We start from the raw sequence: 18,922 nt of genomic DNA on the forward strand, positions 1-18,922 counted from the left end.
ACATGTGCGGTATTGTCGGGATCGCCGGTGTTATGCCGGTCAACCAGTCGATTTATGACGCGTTATCGGTGCTTCAGCACCGCGGGCAGGATGCCGCAGGCATCATCACCATCGATGCGAATAATTGCTTCCGTCTGCGTAAAGCGAACGGCCTGGTGAATGATGTATTCGAAGCCCGCCACATGCAGCGTCTGCAGGGCAATATGGGTATCGGCCATGTGCGCTACCCGACAGCAGGCAGCTCCAGCGCCTCTGAAGCCCAGCCGTTCTATGTGAACTCGCCCTACGGCATTACGCTTGCCCATAACGGCAACCTGACGAACGCCCATGAACTGCGCAAAATGCTCTTTGAAGAGAAGCGCCGTCATATCAATACCACCTCAGATTCTGAAATCCTGCTCAATATTTTCGCCAGCGAGCTGGATAACTTCCGTCACTACCCGCTGGAAGCGGACAACATCTTCGCGGCCATCGCGGCGATGAACCGCCTGATCCGCGGCGCTTACGCGTGCGTGGCGATGATTATCGGCCACGGCATGGTAGCGTTCCGCGATCCTAACGGCATCCGCCCGCTGGTGCTTGGCAAACGCGACGCCGGCAACGGCCGCGCCGAATACATGGTGGCCTCCGAGAGCGTGGCGCTTGATACGCTGGGCTTTGAATTCCTGCGCGATGTCGCCCCTGGCGAAGCGGTGTACATCAGCGAAAAAGGCCAGCTGTTCACCCGCCAGTGCGCCGATAACCCGGTCAGCAACCCGTGTCTGTTTGAGTATGTGTACTTCGCGCGCCCGGACTCCTTTATCGACAAGATTTCCGTGTACAGCGCCCGCGTGGAAATGGGCAAAAAGCTCGGCGAGAAAATCGCCCGCGAATGGGAAGACCTGGATATCGACGTGGTGATCCCGATTCCGGAAACCTCCTGCGATATCGCGCTTGAGATTGCGCGTATTCTCAACAAACCCTACCGCCAGGGCTTTGTGAAAAACCGCTATGTCGGCCGAACCTTTATCATGCCGGGCCAGCATCTGCGTCGTAAGTCGGTGCGCCGCAAACTCAACGCCAACCGCGCCGAGTTCCGCGATAAAAACGTGCTGCTGGTCGATGATTCCATCGTGCGCGGCACCACGTCCGAGCAGATTATCGAGATGGCCCGCGAGGCGGGGGCGAAGAAAGTCTATCTGGCCTCTGCCGCGCCGGAAATTCGCTTCCCGAACGTTTACGGTATCGACATGCCGAGCGCCAACGAGCTTATCGCTCACGGCCGCGAAGTGGACGAAATCCGCCAGATCATCGGCGCTGACGGCCTGATTTTCCAGGATCTCGATGACCTCATTGAAGCCGTGCGCGCCGAGAACCCGGATATTCAGCAGTTCGAATGTTCGGTCTTTAACGGCGTTTACGTCACCAAAGATGTCGATCACCAGTACCTGGAATACCTCGAATCTCTGCGTAACGACGACGCCAAAGCGGTAATGCGCCAGAACGAAGTCGAAAACTTAGAAATGCACAACGAAGGCTAACCTTCCTGCGTGCCGTCGCCCCTTGCGCAACGCGAGGGGCGAAATCCCCGTTTGCATCTCGCCGCGTCTTGCGGCAAAGTCTCGCTCAGTGCTCCTTTTCCAGATAACTCCATGAAAAAAATCATTGTCGGCATCTCTGGCGCCAGCGGCGCGATTTACGGCATCCGGCTGTTGCAGACGCTGCGCGCCGTGCCGGATGTGGAAACGCATCTCATCATGAGCCAGGCGGCGCGCCAGACGCTGGCGCTGGAAACGGATATGAGCGTGCGCGACGTGCAGGCGCTGGCCGACGTAAATCACGACGCGCGCGATATCGCCGCCAGCGTCTCCTCCGGCTCGTTTAAAACCGACGGAATGATTATCCTGCCGTGTTCGATTAAAACGCTCTCCGGCATCGTGAACAGCTATACTGACGGCCTGCTGACCCGCGCGGCGGATGTGGTGTTGAAAGAGCGACGCCGGCTGGTGTTGTGCGTGCGTGAAACGCCGCTGCATCTCGGCCACCTGCGCCTGATGACCCAGGCGGCGGAACTTGGGGCGATTATCATGCCGCCCATGCCCGCGTTTTATCATCGCCCGCAGACGCTGGACGAGGTGATTAACCAGACGGTAAATCGCGCGCTCGATCAGCTTGATATCACGCTGCCCGCCGACCTTTTCACCCGCTGGCCCGGCGCGTAACACGCGCCACGGTGAGGCAAAGCGCAACGCGGCGCCTCATTTTGGGGCAATTCTGCAAGCGCGATCATATCCTCGACATTTAATCCCGCCTTTTGCTATTTCACGCTCAGCGTCTGCTGTGCGGAGTGCTATCTTTCATTCACACAACTTCATTGCAACCATTTTTTAACAAATCCAGTCGGCAGGCGCGATCCGCGTAAAGCTGGCATGGGAAGTGCAACGTCTGGTTGCAACACACAACGCAACAGATAATAAAATCAGAAAACTTGAGGGTAATGTATGAAGAAGAAGGTGCTCGCGTTCTCCTTACTGCTTGGCCTTTCCACCAGCGCCAGCGTTTTCGCCGCGCTGCCCCAGACGGTGCGCATTGGTACGGATGCCACTTACGCGCCGTTTTCCTCAAAAGACGCCAAAGGCGATTTTGTCGGGTTTGATATCGATCTCGGCAACGAGATGTGCAAACGCATACAGGTGAAATGCACCTGGGTTGGCAGCGATTTCGATTCGCTGATCCCGTCGCTGAAAGCGAAAAAAATCGACGCGATTATCTCTTCGCTCTCGATTACCGAAAAGCGCCAGAAAGAGATCGCCTTCTCTGACAAGCTCTACGCTGCCGATTCCCGTCTGATCGCCGCCAAAGGCGCGACCATTCAGCCGACCATTGAATCGCTGAAAGGCAAACATGTGGGCGTGCTTCAGGGCTCAACCCAGGAAGCCTACGCGAATGAGAAATGGCGCGGGAAGGGCGTTGATGTAGTGGCGTACCAGAACCAGGATTTGATTTACTCCGATCTCTCCGCCGGTCGTCTGGATGCGGCGCTCCAGGATGAAGTGGCCGCCAGCGAAGGCTTCCTTAAACAGCCTGCCGGGAAAGAGTACGCGTTTGCCGGCCCGTCGGTAAAAGATAAAAACTACTTCGGCGACGGCACCGGCGTGGGCCTGCGCAAAGATGACGCCGAGCTGAAAGCGGCGTTCGACAAAGCGCTCGGCGAAATCCGCAAAGATGGCACCTACGACAAAATGGCGAAGAAATATTTCGACTTTAACGTCTATGGCGACTGACCGTCTGTCACCTTTTCGCCAGCCGGTCACCACAATAGTGCGTGCCTGGCTGGCGTGACGCAAAATAGTGCGTCTTATGCACCATAAAAGGGCATAAGCGCATTTCTAAGCACGAAGAATGAAAATAAATCTATCTCAGCACGCATAAAGTTTTGATTACGAGGCGGCAGTGATGGCACGATAAGTGCAGTTTTTCCGCCTGACATTTAAATATGCGCGTCTGATGAGGATAGTTATGAAAAAAAGGCTGTTAGCACTTTCTCTGGGGCTGGCGCTGTCCAGCATTTCTGGGGCTTTCGCAGCAATTCCGCAGCATTTACGTATCGGCACCGATCCCACCTATGCGCCGTTTGAATCGAAAAACGCGCAGGGCGAGCTCGTCGGTTTCGACATCGATCTGGCCAAAGAGCTGTGCAAACGCATCCAGACGCAATGTTCTTTCATTGAGCAGCCGCTCGACGCGCTGATCCCCTCTCTCAAAGCGAAAAAAATCGACGCAATTATGTCGTCGCTGTCGATAACCGAAAAGCGCCAGCAGGAGATTGGTTTTACCGACAAGCTCTATGCCGCCGATTCTCGCCTGGTTGTGGCGAAAGGCTCGCCTGTCCAGCCGACGCTTGAGTCGCTGAAAGGCAAACGCGTGGGCGTATTGCAGGGCACCACCCAGGAAACCTACGGCAACGTGCATTGGGCGCCGAAGGGCGTGGAAATTGTCTCCTATCAGGGGCAGGACAATATCTACTCCGACCTGACCGCAGGCCGTATCGACGCCGCGTTTCAGGATGAAGTCGCCGCCAGCGAAGGCTTTCTGAAGCAGCCGGTGGGCAAGGGCTATCAGTTCGGCGGCCCGTCGATTAAAGATGAAAAACTCTTTGGCGTCGGCACCGGCATGGGCGTTCGTAAAGAGGATAACGAACTGCGCGAGGCGCTGAACAAGGCGTTTGCAGAGATGCGCGCCGACGGCACCTACGAGAAGCTGGCCAAAAAGTATTTCGATTTCAACGTCTACGGCGAGTAATCCGCACGCGTTTGCACGGCGCCCCGCGGGGCGCCGATGGGCCGTGCGCACGCTGAGTACAGGATAAGTCACCATGCTGTATGGTTTTTCACAGGTAATCCTTCAGGGCGCGCTCGTCACCCTGGAGCTGGCGCTCAGCGCCGTGGTTCTTTCGGTGGCGATTGGGCTGGTCGGCGCAGGGGCGAAGCTCTCACGCAACCGCCCGCTGGCGCTGGTTTTTGAAGCGTATACAACGCTGATTCGCGGCGTGCCCGATCTCGTCCTGATGCTGCTGATTTTTTACGGTTTGCAGATTGCGCTCAACAGCGTTACCGACGCGCTGGGGTTCAGCCAGTTTGATATCGACCCGATGATTGCGGGCATCATCACGCTGGGGTTTATCTACGGCGCCTATTTCACCGAAACCTTCCGCGGCGCGTTTCTCGCCGTGCCAAGAGGCCATATCGAAGCGGCCACCGCATTTGGTTTTACCGGCTCGCAAACCTTCCGCCGCATTCTCTTTCCCTCGATGATGCGCTATGCGCTGCCGGGCATCGGCAATAACTGGCAGGTGATTTTAAAAGCGACCGCGCTGGTGTCGCTGCTGGGGCTGGAGGATGTCGTGAAGGCGACGCAGCTTGCCGGGAAAAGCACGTGGCAGCCGTTCTACTTTGCGATTGTCTGCGGGCTGATTTATCTGGTGTTTACCACGCTCTCGAATGGCGTTCTGCTGCTGCTTGAGCGCCGCTATACCGTGGGCGTGAAGAGGGCCGACCTGTGATAGAGATTATTCAGGAGTACTGGAAATCCCTGCTGTGGACCGACGGCTATCGCTTCACGGGTGTGGCGATTACGCTCTGGTTGCTTATCGCCTCGGTGGTGATGGGCGGCGTACTCGCGCTCTTTCTCGCCATTGGCCGCGTCTCGGAAAATAAAGTGGTCTGGTTTCCCATCTGGCTGTTTACCTATATTTTTCGCGGCACGCCCCTCTATGTGCAATTGCTGGTGTTCTACTCCGGCATGTATACGCTGGACGTGGTGAAAGGCACGCCATTACTTAATGAGTTTTTCCGCAGCGGTCTGAACTGTACCGTGCTGGCGCTGACGCTCAACACCTGCGCCTACACTACCGAGATTTTCGCGGGCGCCATTCGCGCTGTACCGCACGGCGAGATCGAAGCGGCGCGCGCTTATGGCTTTTCTCGCTTTAAAATGTACCGCTGCATTATTCTGCCGTCGGCGCTGCGCATCGCGCTGCCTGCTTACAGCAATGAGGTGATCCTGATGCTGCACTCCACGGCGCTGGCGTTTACCGCCACCGTGCCGGATCTGCTGAAGATCGCCCGTGACATTAACGCCGCCACCTACCAGCCGTTTACGGCGTTTGGCATAGCGGCGGTGCTATATCTGATTATCTCTTATGTGCTGATAAGCCTGTTCCGCAAAGCGGAAAAGCGCTGGCTGCGGCACCTGAAACCGGCTTCAACGCACTGAGTGGCTACGCATGTCTGAAAATAAATTAAACGTTACCGATCTGCACAAGCGCTACGGCGAACATGAAGTGCTCAAAGGGGTGTCGCTGAAGGCGAACGCCGGTGATGTCATCAGCATTATCGGCTCTTCCGGCTCCGGCAAGAGCACCTTCCTGCGCTGCATCAACTTCCTGGAAAAGCCCAGCGAAGGCACCATCGTGGTGAATAACCAGAACATCACGCTGGTGCGCGATAAAGACGGCCAGCTTAAGGTGGCGGATAAAAATCAGCTACGCCTTTTGCGCACGCGCCTGACGATGGTGTTTCAGCACTTTAACCTGTGGAGCCATATGACGGTGCTGGAGAACGTCATGGAAGCGCCGATTCAGGTGCTGGGCTTAAGCAAACAGGATGCGCGCGAGCGGGCGCTGAAATACCTCGCCAAAGTGGGCATCGATGAGCGCGCGCAGGGCAAATACCCGGTGCATCTCTCCGGCGGTCAGCAGCAGCGTGTGTCGATTGCCCGCGCGCTGGCGATGGAGCCGGATGTTTTACTGTTCGACGAACCGACCTCCGCGCTGGATCCGGAGCTGGTGGGCGAAGTGCTGCGCATCATGCAGAAACTCGCTGAAGAGGGCAAAACGATGGTCGTGGTGACGCATGAAATGGAGTTTGCCCGTCACGTTTCCTCACATGTGATTTTCCTGCATCAGGGCAAAATCGAAGAAGAAGGGCCGCCGGACGCGCTCTTTAATAACCCGCAAAGCCCGCGGTTGCAGCAGTTTTTGAAAGGCTCGCTGAAGTAATGCAAAACTGACCGGCAGGGACGCCGGTCGCGCTTAGTTGTCTATCAGTACCAATCCCATCTCTTCGGCCAGACGGTAAATGTCGGTCAGCGCCCCCTGCGTCAGCGGCAGGCTTTCATGCAGCTTGAGCGCGCGGATACGATCCCCGAATAACATCAGCGCCTTACCGCCGTGCTGGCGTGACGCCCAGCTAATGCCATGCAGGCGCGGATTCGCGGCGTGGATAGCGGCTGCCCACAGGCGCGTCTGCGGGTAGAGGCGCGGGGAGCTGGCGGTCAGCGCCGCCTGTGTGACGCCCCAGCGGCGCAGCAGCACCGGGGTCAGATTCGCCAGTTCAAGCGCCGCCTGCGGCGTTAACGTGCTGATGTAAAGATCATGGGCTTTATGCAGATCGAAGCTCGCGCCGGACGCGTCTTTCGGCACATCGTGAAACAGCGATTCCATGATCGCCACTTCGGCGTCGATACCTCCATAGAGCGTGGGAATGAGGCGGCCGTCGGCGCGCTGTAGCGGGCTGAAACGCGCGTTTCCGTAGCCGGGGTTAAAGGCGTCGCCCGCGAACTGGCGACTGTGTACGCGAACTATCCGCTTCCCTGCGGGCCATACCGTGACGCGCGGCACCTGCATATCCGCAGGCGGCGCAGGCAGGCGTTCATCCCTGACATCAGCCATGCATCGGCCCCTCGGCTTCCGCCTTTGCGGCGTCCAGCACCGCCTGCGGATCGGCTTTTAGCCGGTCTTTGGGTTTTTCGCCGCCAAGCCAGGCATTGGGCGAATGAAACCAGAGCGCGATTGTCCAGGGCGTTTTCTCGCGAAACAGCGCAAGGATAGATTTGAGCGACGGCAACGGCTGACCGCCCTCGTCAAACGCCCAGGCGGGATAACGGTCTTTGCCATTGACCGGCAGGGCGAACACTTTACCTGCCTGCTTCCAGCGGTTCGCCGTCGCGCTCGGGTTTTTCAGCGCCGCGCCTGCCGCAAGGCTCACTTCACCGGCGGAAAGCCACCGGCTTTCGTCCAGCACGGTCTGGCGCAGCGCGTCGAGCCGCTCGCGGTTACGGGCCTGCAACGGCACAGCATGCGCGGGCTCGCTGCTCTGCCCGGCGCGCTTCATTTGCGACACGGCCGTCACGGCGCTGACAATCGCGAGTCGCAGATCGTTATCCATCGTCTCTTCGTCGACATCGTCCGGCATTTTCAGCATCAGGTAGCGCCCGGCGTCTTCACCGGGGATATCCGAAAGCTGAATGTGTCCCCAGGGCGCGGGTGTCTCGTGAAGGGACGTTACCAGATGCCCGACGTCGACAAACTCGACGCTGACCTCCAGCGGATACTCTTTCAGTTTTGCGTGGCGTGGACGAGAAGTCATAGCGCCCCCTTCGTGATATAAATGATATTCGTGATATTGATTATAACGTAACCAGGCCAGAGAAAGCCAGCGGTGGGGCAAAGAACGGGAAAATAGCGTGGCGCGGGCAGTGTTGCTGCCCGCGAAGCGAGTGTAAAAGGTTAGCGTGCTCGCGCGGCGATATCTGCCAGCGCCTCTTCCAAATCGAACCAGCGGAAACCGAACCCCGATTCCTCAAGACGTTTCGGCAGCGCGCGCTGGCCGCCCAGCACCAGGACGGCGGATTCCCCCATCAGCAGACGCACGGCAGTCGCCGGGGCGCGCATAAACGCGGGGCGATGCAGCGCATGGCCGAGTGCGTGAGCAAAACGCTCGTTGCGCACCGGGTAAGGGGCCACCATATTAAACGGCCCGCGCAGATCGTTATCCAGCAGCCAGATAATCGCGTTTACCATGTCGTCGATATGTATCCACGAGAGATACTGGCGGCCGCTGCCCATCGGCCCGCCAAGGCCTAAACGAAAGAGCGGCAGCAGCTTGCCCATCATGCCGCCGTCCGGCGCCAGCACCGCGCCGGTGCGCAGCAGGCAGACGCGGGTCTTATCGCTTTGCGCGCCTTCGGCTATCTGCTCCCAGCGGGCGCAGAGTTTATGGGTAAATTCGCTGTGCGGCGGCTCATCTTCCGCAGCCACCACCTCGCCGAGATCGCCGTAATAGCCTACCGCTGAGCCGGAAAGAAAGACGGCAGGCGGTTCGCTGCCGGCCGCCATCAGCGCCACCAGTCGCTGGGTTATCTGCCAGCGGCTCTGACACAACCGTTCTTTTTGCGCCGCCGTCCAGCGTTTATCGGCAATCGGTTCGCCCGCGAGATTGATAACCGCGTCGAAAGCGTCGAGATTGCTGAAGTGATCCAGCCCGGGTATCAGCGTGACGCCGGCATCGAGCCGCGCGCGGGCGCTATCGGGGTTGCGGGTCACGACCGTGACGTGATGGCCTAACGCCAGCAGGCGTGATGTCAGCGTGCGGCCAATCAGTCCGGTGCCGCCCGTTACCAGAATCTCCATAATTGCCTCCTGCGTGCGTGTTGCGCCGCCCGCGCATGAAGTGATGTTGCCTTTTCTTCAGCATAGGCGACCCGGCGGCGATTGCCTGCGATATTGAGCACGCCGGGCGATATTTTCCTGTAAAGAGAAGCGGTTATCAGTTCGCTGCCTGTTTTAACTGCTGGCGAGCTGATACGCGCGTTCGGTTGCCGGGCGGTTTTTGATGCGCTCATACCAGTTGCTGACCGCCGGGAAGTTATCGAGGTCGATTCGCTGACGTTCATGGGACACCACCCACGGATACGTCGCGATATCCGCGACGCTGTAACGCTCGCCGCCGAGCCACGGACACTTCTCCAGCCGCTTATTCAGTACGCCGTACAGGCGCTGCGTTTCCACCTGATACCGTTCAATAGCGTAAGGCACCGCCTGCGGCGCGAAATGGTTAAAGTGGTGATTCTGACCGAGCATCGGCCCGAAACCGGCCACCTGCCAGAAGAGCCACTGTAACGCTATCTGGCGCTCGCGCAGCTCGCCGCTCAGCAGCTTTCCGCTTTTATCGGCGAGGTAGAGCAAAATCGCGCCCGATTCAAACAGACTCAGCGGCGGACCGCCGTCGGACGGCGCATGGTCAATAATGGCGGGGATTTTATTGTTCGGGGCAATGGCGAGGAACTCCGGCTTAAACTGCTCGCCCTTGCTGATGTCAACGCGGTGGAGACGATACTCCAGCCCGGCCTCTTCAAGAAACAGCGTAACTTTATGGCCGTTCGGCGTCGGGGCGTAGTAGAGATCCAGCATGACAGCGTCCTTGTGAAGGGGGTTCGGCGTGCTCAAAGTATAGGCGCTTTGGTGAATAATGCGGCAACCCCCATATTCTGCGGCATGACAGAAAACGGTTTACGGTATAGTTTTAGCTATCCGCCATCAGAGATGAGAAAAGCCATGTCGCAGCCCGTCATTACGCTTTGGTCCGATGCCAGTTTCTTTAGCCCGTATGTGATGTCCGTATGGGTGGCGCTTCAGGAAAAAGGCCTGCAGTTTCAGCTACAAACGCGCGATTTATCCCGCGCAGAGCATTTACAGGCCGACTGGCAGGGCTTTGCCTTAACGCGCCGGGTGCCGCTGCTGGTGATTGACGATTTCGCGCTGAGCGAGTCGTCGGCGATTACGGAATATCTCGAAGAGCGTTTCGCGCCGCCAGTGTGGGAGCGCCTCTATCCGCATGAGCTCGAAAAGCGCGCCCGTGCCCGTCAGGTGCAGGCGTGGCTGCGCAGCGATCTGGGACCGCTGCGGTCTGAACGCCCGACCGACGTTATCTTCGGCGCGGCACGTTATGCGCCGTTGAGCGCCGACGGTCAGGCGGCGGCGGATAAGCTTATCGCCTGCGCGCAGGCGTTACTCTCGCATGGGCAACAAAATCTCTTTGGTGAATGGTCGCTCGCCGATACCGATCTGGCGCTGATGATTAACCGTCTGGCAATACATGGCGATCCGGTGCCGGAAGCCCTTGCCGACTACGCGGCATTCCAGTGGCAGCGGGCGTCGGTGCAGCGTTATATCGCACTTTCTGCCAGGCGTGCGGGCTGATAAGCCCGGCGCGATCCGTTATCATGCGTGCACCACAATTTTCATTCGGAAGGTGAGTAATGAAGCTGATGTTTGCTTCGGATATTCACGGCTCGCTGCCTGCCACGGAGCTTCTGCTGGCGCGCTTTGCCGACAGCGACGCCCGCTGGCTGGTATTGCTGGGGGATTTTTTAAATCACGGGCCGCGCAACCCGCTGCCGGAGGGCTATGCGCCGGGCGAGGTGGCGAAACGACTCAATACTGTCGCTGACCGTATTATCGCGGTGCGCGGCAACTGCGACAGCGAAGTCGACCAGATGCTGCTGGAATTCCCCGTCACCGCGCCCTGGCAGCAGGTGCTGCTGGCGAAACAGCGGCTCTTTTTGACGCACGGTCATCTCTACAGCCCCGATAATCTGCCGCCGCTGGCCGCAGGCGATGTACTGGTTTACGGGCACACGCATATTCCGGTGGCCGCGCGCCATGGCGAGCAGATCCACTTTAATCCGGGCTCCGTCAGCATGCCGAAAGGCGGGTACCCTGCAAGCTATGGGTTCTTAAATGACGATACGCTGAGCGTAATCACCCTGGAAACCTCGCAGGTTATTGCACAGATCGCGATTTCCCCTTAATTTACCGAACAACCAGAACGCGCCGTAAGAGCGCTTATTGAAGAAGGTTTCCTGATGGTGGAGCAGAATCATTTGGCAGACATGGAATGGGTGGACATTGTCAGTGAAGACAATGAGGTGATAGCGCAGTCCAGCCGGGCGCAGATGCGCGCCGAACGTCTGCGTCACCGCGCGACCTATATCGTGGTGCATGATGGCATGGGCAAAATTTTGGTGCAGCGCCGCACCGATATCAAAGACTTTATGCCGGGCATGCTTGACGCCACCGCAGGCGGCGTGGTGCAGGCGGGCGAAGCGCTGCTTGAGAGCGCGCGTCGCGAGGCGGAAGAGGAGCTGGGCATCGCGGGCGTACCTTTCGCCGAGCATGGACAGTTCTACTTTGCAGATGAGCATTGCCGCGTCTGGGGCGGGCTGTTCAGCTGCGTCTCCCACGGTCCGTTCGCGCTGCAGGAGAGCGAAATCAGCGACGTCTGCTGGATGGAGCCGGAAGAGATAACGGCGCGCTGCGATGAATTTACGCCGGATACGCTAAAAGCGCTTTCACTCTGGCTGAGCCGTAACGCCGGGCAGGAGAGCAGCGGTCACAGTAAAGAGAAAGAGCAGGAAGAGAAAAACGCCTCGCTTAGCTAAGCGCCGCGGCCCCGCGATGGTCAGTATGACGCGCGGGGCGCCTTTTACGGCATCAGCACAAGCGCCTTAGTTATCGCACAACGCCCGCCACAACGTATCAAATCCCACCGCTTTAAATTCGTCAGAACGCGCCGGTTCGCGCGTGGCGAAATCCATGGTCGTCTGCGCCAGCGCAAAGAAGATCTCATCGCCAAATGCGCGAAACTCCCGGGAGCGGAACAGCGGCGAAATACACTTTTCGCACAGGTCATGCAGCTCCGGGTAGATATCGGCGACGAGCTTCTCGCTTTCGTCGGTAATACGGCTGCTGACTTCGAGCTTACGCACGGCCAGGTTCGCTTCCGGTTTGGTCAGTCCCCAGTCGATAAAGCTGTTCCAGACGTGCCGGATATTTTCTCGGTGATCGCTGTTACTGTTGAGCTTGCCTATCATCGAGCGGCAGAAATCCTGCTTCAGATGTACATAAAGCGCGTTATAGAGATCGTCCTTGGAGGCGAAGTAGCGAAACACGGTGCCTTCAGCCACCCCCGCTTTACGCGCGATAAGCGCGGTTGACGCGCCAAGACCCGCCTCGGCTATCGCTTCGGTGGCGGCTTCCAGAATCGCCATTCTTTTATCTTCACTGCGGGGACGCGCCACGGGCTTTGCTCTCCTGTAAAAAGGGCAGATTGAATCATGACTCGCCGATCCGCTGCAAGGCTTGCGATCACAGGGCAAAAACAGAGTTGACGAATCGACTTACATTCCTATAATGAGTGTTTACTCACTCATTATCAAGTTTCACTGGCCAGTATTTTCACTGCGCCGTGTACAGGCTTTTTGCGCCTGGAAAATGAGCGAGGCGCTCATACGAGCCGGAATTCAGGGCAGGCGAATGCCTGAAATATCACTGCGATTAACACAACTGGAGGGATTCTATGGAACTTCCCGCTCAGGTTATTGAAACGCTGACTGACTGGATTGATGACAATCTTCACAAGCCGTTGCGCATTGATGATATTGCGCGCCACGCGGGCTATTCCAAATGGCATTTGCAACGGCTTTTCCATCACCACAAAGGGGAGAGCATCGGGCGCTACATCCGGGAGAAAAAGCTGCGTCTGGCGGCGCAGGATCTGCGCGCTACTAACGATCGCGTGCTGGATATCTCAATGAAATATGGGTTTGACTCCCAGCAAACTTTTACGCGCCTGTTCACGCGTAAATTTCAGATGTCGCCGGGCACGTGGCGCAAGCAGGGCGACGCGCCGACGAACCACTGAGAAGGCGCGCGGTTTGCATAGCGCGTCAAATTCCCTGACAATGCGCTTTTGAACAGACCGAAAGCCTCTCATGAAGCATCCTCTTGAAACGCTGATCACGGCTGGCGGCATTCTGCTGCTGGCGTTTCTCTCCTGCCTGCTGCTGCCGGCCCCGAGACTCACGCTGACGCTGGCGCAACACCTAATGTCCATGTTCCATCTGGTCGATCTTAACCAGCTCTATACCATTATTTTCTGCATCTGGTTTTTACTGCTCGGCGCGGTGGAGTATTACGTGATTCGCTTCGTATGGCGGCGCTGGTTTTCGCTGGAGCGCGCATAAGCGCGACGGAAGGGCAGGATTAAAAAAGGCCGCATCGCGCGGCCTTTTGCTTTCTTGCTGGTAGTAATTACTGCTGTGACGCCTGAATCGCCGTCAGTGCGATGGTGTAGACGATATCGTCAACCAGCGCGCCGCGGGAGAGGTCGTTAACCGGTTTGCGCATACCCTGCAGCATCGGCCCGATGGAGATCAGGTCGGCAGAGCGCTGTACCGCTTTGTACGTGGTGTTACCAGTGTTCAGATCCGGGAAGATGAACACGGTAGCGCGGCCTGCAACCGGCGAGTTCGGCGCTTTGGATTTCGCTACGTCAGCCATAACGGCGGCGTCATACTGCAGCGGGCCGTCGATAACCAGATCCGGGCGTTTTTCCTGCGCCAGTTTGGTGGCTTCACGCACTTTTTCTACATCGCTGCCCGCACCGGAGTTGCCGGTGGAGTAGGAGAGCATCGCCACGCGCGGTTCGATGCCGAAAGCGGCAGCGGAGTCGGCGGACTGAATCGCGATTTCGGCCAGCTGTTCTGCAGTCGGATCCGGGTTGATTGCGCAGTCGCCGTAAACGTAAACCTGTTCCGGCAGCAGCATGAAGAACACGGAGGAGACCAGCGAGCTGCCCGGCGCCGTTTTGATGAGCTGCAGCGGCGGACGGATGGTGTTCGCGGTGGTGTGTACCGCACCGGATACCAGACCATCGACTTCGTCCTGCTCCAGCATCAGCGTGCCGAGCACCACGTTATCTTCCAGCTGTTCGCGGGCGACCGCTTCGGTCATGCCTTTGCTCTTACGCAGCTCAACCAGACGCGCCACGTAGCTTTCACGCACCACTTCCGGATCGACGATTTCGATGCCGGTGCCCAGTTCTACGCCCTGTGCGGCCGCCACGCGGCTGATTTCGTCCGGGTTACCCAGCAGCACGCAGGTCGCGATGCCGCGCTCGGCGCAGATGGCCGCCGCTTTCACGGTACGCGGCTCGTCGCCTTCCGGCAGCACGACGCGTTTGCCCGCTTTACGCGCAAGCTCGGTCAACTGGTAGCGGAATGCCGGCGGAGAGAGACGACGGCTGCGCTCGGACGTGGCGGTCAGGGAGTCGATCCACTCGGCGCTGACGTGGCTTGCCACATATTCCTGCACTTTTTCGATGCGCTCATGGTCGTCTGCCGGCACTTCAAGGTTGAAGCTCTGCAGGCTGAGCGAGGTCTGCCAGGTGTTGGTGTTCACCATAAATACCGGCAGGCCGGTGGCGAAAGCGCGTTCACATAGCTTGTTGATGCGCTCGTCCATTTCATAACCGCCGGTCAGCAGGATGGCGCCGATTTCTACGCCATTCATCGCGGCAAGGCAGGCGGCCACTAACACATCCGGACGATCCGCGGAGGTCACCAGCAGGGAGCCCGGACGGAAGTGTTCCAGCATATGCGGAATGCTGCGCGCGCAGAACGTCACAGACTTCACGCGGCGGGTTTTAATATCGCCTTCGTTAACGATGGTCGCGTTCAGGTGACGGGCCATGTCGATAGCGCGGGTGGCTATCAGATCAAAGCTCCACGGCACCGCGCCGAGAACCGGCAGCGGACTGATGGCCTGCAGATGCTGCGCGTCGATGTTGATGATTTTCGCTTTGGTGGAGTCATCGAAAATCTCGGAGAGATCCGGACGCGTACGGCCCTGCTCATCCACTGGCGCGTTCAGTTTGTTGACGATAACGCCGGTGATGTTGGCGTTTTTGCTGCCGCCGAAGCTGCTGCGGGTCAGTTCGATACGCTCTTTTAACTGTTCCGGGGTGTCGGTGCCCTGAGACATGACGAACACGATTTCCGCATTCAGAGTCTTCGCGATTTCATAGTTCAGCGACTGGGCGAACTGATGCTTACGGGTCGGCACCAGGCCTTCCACCAGCACCACTTCTGCATCTTTGGTGTTTTCATGGAAGCGAGCGATGATCTCTTCCATCAGCACGTCTTTCTGGTTGCTGGAGAGCAGCGACTCGACGTGGCTCATGCGCAGCGGTTCAGCGGCTGGCAGATTAGTATTAGCGCGCACGATGGTCGTGGTCTGGTCCGGCGTATCGCCGCCAGTACGAGGTTGGGCGATAGGTTTGAAGACGCTCAGACGAACGCCTTTACGTTCCATAGCGCGGATCACGCCGAGGCTGACGCTGGTCAGGCCGACGCTGGTTCCGGTAGGAATAAGCATAATGATACGGGACACGGTTTATCCTCTTTTTGTTGCAGCCAGCCGCGCGGCTGGCACCACATAAAACAACACCGCCAGCGCAGGCTGGCGGTGAGGGATCAGGCGGTCAGGCGGCAGGCGTCCTGCGCGATAACCAGTTCTTCGTTGGTCGGGATGACCATCGCGAGGGTGGTGCCTTCTTTGTTGATGTAACCGGATTTGCCGAAACGCGCGGCCAGGTTGCGCTCGTGGTCAACCTCGAAGCCCAGCACGCCCAGCTTGCCGAGGGAAATCTCGCGAACCATCGCCGCGTTCTCGCCGATGCCGCCGGTGAAGACGACCGCGTCCAGACGACCTTCCATCAGCGCGATATAGGAGCCGATGTATTTCGCCAGGCGGTGGCAGTAGACATCCATCGCGCGCTTCGCGTCTTCTTTGGTCGCGTAGTTGTCTTCAACATAACGGCAGTCGCTGGTCACTTCGGTCAGACCCAGCAGGCCAGACTCTTTGGTCAGCAGTTTGTTGATGTCATCAACGCTCATGCCCAGCGCGTCGTGCAGATGGAAGATGATAGCCGGGTCGATGTCGCCGGAGCGGGTGCCCATGACCAGACCTTCCAGCGGGGTCAGACCCATGGAGGTGTCAACGCATTTGCCGTTGCGGATAGCGGAAACAGAACCGCCGTTACCCAGGTGGCAAGTGATGATATTCACTTCTTCCACCGGCTTGTTCAGCATTTTTGCGGCTTCCTGAGTCACATAGAAGTGGCTGGTGCCGTGTGCGCCATAGCGACGGATGCCGTGTTCTTTATACAGTTTGTACGGCAGGGCATAGAGGTAAGATTCTTCCGGCATGGTCTGATGGAACGCGGTGTCGAAAACGGCCACGTTTTTATCCGCCAGGTGCGGGAAGGATTTCAGCGCTTCGGCGATACCGATCAGGTGAGCCGGGTTATGCAGCGGTGCGAAGGAAGCGGAATCTTTGATGCCCTGAATAACAGACTCATCAATGACCACGGAACTGGTATACTTCTCGCCACCGTGCACAATACGATGACCAATCGCGGTCAGCTGTGCAGACAGCTCTGGTTTTTGTGCCAGAATAGTATTAACAATGAAGTTCAGCGCTTCGCTGTGAGCCGCACCGGCGCCAAGCGCCGCTTCTTGTTTGCCGCCATCCATTTTCCATTTAATACGCGCTTCAGGAAGATGGAAACATTCGGCCAGACCGGACAGGTACTCGTCACCGTTAAGAGCATCGATGATGGCAAATTTCAGTGAGGAGCTACCGCAGTTGAGAACCAGTACTAACTTACTCGACATGGAAGTACCTATTAATGATACGTGGCTAAAAAAACGTCAGTGAGTCTCTCAGCGTAGCGTAAGATGACGCCGACATTTATGATTAACGTCATAGCGAAGAGAGATTCTGCTGTGACGAAGAAATAAACAGAGTTTACGCCATTTTGCGCAAATTTCCGGCGCGAAAGACGACCTTAAAGATTTGACAGCGCGGGCTTTGCCTTCTACGCCATCGCAGGCGCGCACAGGATAACTGATTGCGACTTGCATTGACAAAATATTTTGAACGTTGTCATGGAGAGTTGTTATCTTGCAGGAAAATTTTATTTTTTATTAATGAAGTTGAGGTAAGGCCATGTCGACACCTGAAAATCGCCCCGTAAGCTTTTTTAGCCTGTTTCGCCGTGGGCAGCACTACTCAAAGACCTGGCCGATTGATAAACGCCTGGCTCCGGTCTTTGTCGAAAACCGCGTCATTCGCGCCACGCGTTTCGCGATCCGCATCATGCCGCCCGTCGCCGTGTTTACGCTGTGCTGGCAAATCGCGCTCGGCGGCCAGCTTGGTCCAGCGGTCGCCACGGCGCTGTTCGCGCTGAGTATGCCGATGCAGGGCCTGTGGTGGCTTGGCAAGCGCTCTGTCACGCCGCTCCCGCCCGTCACGCTGAGCTGGTTTTATGAAGTCCGCACGAAATTGCAGGAAGCGGGGCAAGCGCTCGCGCCGGTGGAAGGCAAGCCCGATTATCAGGCGCTGGCCGACACGCTGAAACGTGCGTTTAAGCAACTTGATAAAACTTTTCTTGATGACTTGTAATTGATCAAAAGACGCCTGGGCAAAAAAAGGCAAAGTAAGGGCAGTATCCCACTTTGATCGGGCTTCGCCTGTAACAGGAGCACACCATGGAAATGACCCATGCCCAGCGTCTTATTCTCTCCAACCAGTATAAAATGATGACCCTGCTCGATCCGGAAAATGGCGAGCGTTATCGCCGCCTGCAAACCATCATTGAGCGCGGCTACGGTTTACAGATGCGCGAACTCGACCGCGATTTCGGCGAGCTGAGCGAAGAAACCTGCCGCACCGTCATCGACGTCATGGAGATGTATCACGCCCTCCAGGTCTCCAGAGCCAACATGAAAGACGCGCATACCATTGATGAGCGTCGCGTCACCTTTTTAGGCTTCGACGCCGCCACCGAAGCGCGTTTTCTTGGCTATGTGCGCTTTCTGGTCAATACCGAAGGGCGCTATACCCATTTCGACGCCGGTACGCACGGCTTCAACGCGCAAACCCCGATGTGGGAGAAATATCAACGGATGCTGAAAGTGTGGCAGGCGTGCCCGCGTCAGTACCATTTGTGCGCCAACGAAATTATGCAAATTATTAACGCCTGACGGGAGAAGGCTGTGGAATGTAAAGGGTTTTTGTTCGATCTGGACGGTACGCTGGTAGATTCTCTGCCTGCCGTTGAACGCGCCTGGTGTCACTGGGCGGATCGCTTTGGCATCGCGCATGACGAGGTGCTGGGCTTTATTCACGGTAAGCAGGCGATCACCTCGCTGCGCCACTTTATGGCGGGACACAGCGAGGACGAAATCATGGCGGAGTTTCATCGCCTGGAGCAAATAGAAGCGAGCGATACCGAGGGCATCGTCGCGCTGCCGGGCGCGCTGGCGCTCCTGAACCATCTGAACGATGCCCGCATTCCCTGGGCCATAGTGACCTCGGGCTCCATGCCCGTCGCCTCCGCGCGCCGCGGCGCGACGAGGTTGCCGGAACCAGAGGTGTTCGTCACCGCTGAGCGCGTTAAGCGCGGCAAACCTGAGCCGGATGCCTATCTGCTCGGCGCTGAACTGCTGGGCCTCGCGCCTCATGAGTGCGCCGTTGTGGAAGACGCGCCGGCGGGCATTCTCTCCGGTCTTGCGGCGGGCTGTCCGGTGATTGCCGCTAATCCGCCAGTCGATACGCCGCGTCTTGACGAGGCGGCGCTGGTGATTAAAACCCTTACCGAACTGGTAGTGGAAAAAGGCGCGGACGGCTGGGTAAGCGTTAAAAAGCAGCCGTAACGGCCCGCCGCCTTCTGGCGCTGCGGCGCCACCTTTCTCTGAC

General features: G+C 57.9%; 22 protein-coding genes. 15 read left to right on the forward strand and 7 right to left on the reverse strand.

Annotated elements, in window-relative coordinates; genetic code table 11:
- Window positions 1-2: 2 nt before the first annotated feature.
- From purF to hisP, 7 genes are all read left to right on the forward strand, one after another.
- Window positions 3-1,520, forward strand: coding sequence for an amidophosphoribosyltransferase (purF, locus tag AB8W27_RS06255; protein WP_015741949.1), 1,518 nt, complete (start codon window positions 3-5; stop codon window positions 1,518-1,520).
- 111 nt (window positions 1,521-1,631) lie between these two features.
- Window positions 1,632-2,201 (forward strand): UbiX family flavin prenyltransferase, encoded by a 570-nt coding sequence (locus AB8W27_RS06260; RefSeq protein WP_007762866.1) that lies wholly within the window; start codon window positions 1,632-1,634, stop codon window positions 2,199-2,201.
- 279 nt (window positions 2,202-2,480) lie between these two features.
- Entirely contained in the window at window positions 2,481-3,263 is a 783-nt protein-coding gene (gene argT, locus AB8W27_RS06265; protein WP_015741947.1) for a lysine/arginine/ornithine ABC transporter substrate-binding protein ArgT, read from the forward strand.
- Window positions 3,264-3,498: 235 nt separating this feature from the next.
- Entirely contained in the window at window positions 3,499-4,281 is a 783-nt protein-coding gene (hisJ, locus tag AB8W27_RS06270) for a histidine ABC transporter substrate-binding protein HisJ (protein ID WP_041923772.1), read from the forward strand.
- A gap of 73 nt (window positions 4,282-4,354) precedes the next feature.
- Window positions 4,355-5,041 (forward strand): histidine ABC transporter permease HisQ, encoded by a 687-nt coding sequence (locus AB8W27_RS06275; protein ID WP_015741945.1) that lies wholly within the window; start codon window positions 4,355-4,357, stop codon window positions 5,039-5,041.
- Window positions 5,038-5,754 carry an ABC transporter permease gene (locus tag AB8W27_RS06280; RefSeq protein ID WP_007762856.1) on the forward strand — a complete coding sequence of 239 codons (717 nt, stop codon included), beginning with the start codon at window positions 5,038-5,040 and terminating at the stop codon, window positions 5,752-5,754. The genes AB8W27_RS06275 and AB8W27_RS06280 overlap by 4 nt, the downstream gene beginning before the upstream one ends.
- A 10-nt stretch (window positions 5,755-5,764) precedes the next feature.
- Complete coding sequence (hisP, locus tag AB8W27_RS06285) at window positions 5,765-6,538, forward strand: histidine ABC transporter ATP-binding protein HisP (protein ID WP_007762855.1); 774 nt, start codon at window positions 5,765-5,767, stop codon at window positions 6,536-6,538.
- A 33-nt stretch (window positions 6,539-6,571) separates the two neighbouring features.
- Here hisP and AB8W27_RS06290 read toward each other — a convergent pair whose 3' ends face one another.
- The 4 genes from AB8W27_RS06290 to yfcG all read right to left on the reverse strand — a co-directional run bounded on the left by AB8W27_RS06290 (window position 6,572) and on the right by yfcG (window position 9,730).
- Window positions 6,572-7,210 (reverse strand): RES family NAD+ phosphorylase, encoded by a 639-nt coding sequence (locus tag AB8W27_RS06290; RefSeq protein ID WP_015741944.1) that lies wholly within the window; start codon window positions 7,208-7,210, stop codon window positions 6,572-6,574.
- Complete coding sequence (locus AB8W27_RS06295; protein ID WP_041923771.1) at window positions 7,203-7,907, reverse strand: hypothetical protein; 705 nt, start codon at window positions 7,905-7,907, stop codon at window positions 7,203-7,205. The genes AB8W27_RS06290 and AB8W27_RS06295 overlap by 8 nt, the downstream gene beginning before the upstream one ends.
- Window positions 7,908-8,047: 140 nt before the next feature.
- Entirely contained in the window at window positions 8,048-8,950 is a 903-nt protein-coding gene (locus AB8W27_RS06300; RefSeq protein ID WP_015741942.1) for a TIGR01777 family oxidoreductase, read from the reverse strand.
- A 153-nt stretch (window positions 8,951-9,103) separates the two neighbouring features.
- On the reverse strand, window positions 9,104-9,730 hold the full coding sequence (gene yfcG, locus AB8W27_RS06305) for a GSH-dependent disulfide bond oxidoreductase (RefSeq protein ID WP_007762846.1): 627 nt from the start codon (window positions 9,728-9,730) through the stop codon (window positions 9,104-9,106).
- A 144-nt stretch (window positions 9,731-9,874) separates the two neighbouring features.
- On the opposite strand from yfcG, the gene yfcF reads away from it, so the two are divergent.
- Genes yfcF through yfcD form a run of 3 tightly spaced genes read left to right on the forward strand, consistent with a single transcriptional unit; the run spans window position 9,875 to window position 11,760 of the window.
- Entirely contained in the window at window positions 9,875-10,519 is a 645-nt protein-coding gene (gene yfcF, locus AB8W27_RS06310; protein WP_041923770.1) for a glutathione transferase, read from the forward strand.
- 59 nt (window positions 10,520-10,578) lie between these two features.
- On the forward strand, window positions 10,579-11,130 hold the full coding sequence (yfcE, locus tag AB8W27_RS06315) for a phosphodiesterase (protein ID WP_015741939.1): 552 nt from the start codon (window positions 10,579-10,581) through the stop codon (window positions 11,128-11,130).
- A 54-nt stretch (window positions 11,131-11,184) separates the two neighbouring features.
- Window positions 11,185-11,760 (forward strand): NUDIX hydrolase YfcD, encoded by a 576-nt coding sequence (gene yfcD, locus AB8W27_RS06320; RefSeq protein WP_015741938.1) that lies wholly within the window; start codon window positions 11,185-11,187, stop codon window positions 11,758-11,760.
- 66 nt (window positions 11,761-11,826) lie between these two features.
- Here yfcD and AB8W27_RS06325 read toward each other — a convergent pair whose 3' ends face one another.
- On the reverse strand, window positions 11,827-12,399 hold the full coding sequence (locus AB8W27_RS06325) for a TetR/AcrR family transcriptional regulator (protein WP_015741937.1): 573 nt from the start codon (window positions 12,397-12,399) through the stop codon (window positions 11,827-11,829).
- A gap of 278 nt (window positions 12,400-12,677) precedes the next feature.
- Here AB8W27_RS06325 and AB8W27_RS06330 point away from each other — a divergent pair, with 278 nt between their 5' ends.
- Both AB8W27_RS06330 and AB8W27_RS06335 read left to right on the forward strand, forming a co-directional pair.
- Entirely contained in the window at window positions 12,678-13,022 is a 345-nt protein-coding gene (locus tag AB8W27_RS06330) for a RamA family antibiotic efflux transcriptional regulator (RefSeq protein WP_007700018.1), read from the forward strand.
- A 70-nt stretch (window positions 13,023-13,092) separates the two neighbouring features.
- Entirely contained in the window at window positions 13,093-13,344 is a 252-nt protein-coding gene (locus tag AB8W27_RS06335; protein WP_015741936.1) for a DUF1158 domain-containing protein, read from the forward strand.
- A 67-nt stretch (window positions 13,345-13,411) separates the two neighbouring features.
- Here the strand turns inward: AB8W27_RS06335 and pta are convergent, their stop codons facing one another.
- Together pta and ackA are read right to left on the reverse strand one after the other, a co-directional pair.
- Window positions 13,412-15,550, reverse strand: coding sequence for a phosphate acetyltransferase (gene pta, locus AB8W27_RS06340; RefSeq protein WP_015741935.1), 2,139 nt, complete (start codon window positions 15,548-15,550; stop codon window positions 13,412-13,414).
- 83 nt (window positions 15,551-15,633) lie between these two features.
- Window positions 15,634-16,836 (reverse strand): acetate kinase, encoded by a 1,203-nt coding sequence (gene ackA / locus AB8W27_RS06345; protein WP_015741934.1) that lies wholly within the window; start codon window positions 16,834-16,836, stop codon window positions 15,634-15,636.
- A 334-nt stretch (window positions 16,837-17,170) separates the two neighbouring features.
- Between ackA and yfbV the strand changes: the two genes are divergently transcribed.
- The 3 genes from yfbV to AB8W27_RS06360 all read left to right on the forward strand — a co-directional run bounded on the left by yfbV (window position 17,171) and on the right by AB8W27_RS06360 (window position 18,879).
- Entirely contained in the window at window positions 17,171-17,626 is a 456-nt protein-coding gene (yfbV, locus tag AB8W27_RS06350) for a terminus macrodomain insulation protein YfbV (protein WP_007762830.1), read from the forward strand.
- 86 nt (window positions 17,627-17,712) lie between these two features.
- Entirely contained in the window at window positions 17,713-18,207 is a 495-nt protein-coding gene (locus AB8W27_RS06355; RefSeq protein WP_007762828.1) for a YfbU family protein, read from the forward strand.
- Between the two features lie 12 nt (window positions 18,208-18,219).
- Window positions 18,220-18,879, forward strand: coding sequence for a sugar phosphatase (locus AB8W27_RS06360; RefSeq protein ID WP_015741933.1), 660 nt, complete (start codon window positions 18,220-18,222; stop codon window positions 18,877-18,879).
- The last annotated feature ends 43 nt before the right edge of the window (window positions 18,880-18,922 follow it).

Source organism: Cronobacter turicensis (genome assembly GCF_041222865.1).
Taxonomy (GTDB): domain Bacteria; phylum Pseudomonadota; class Gammaproteobacteria; order Enterobacterales; family Enterobacteriaceae; genus Cronobacter; species Cronobacter turicensis.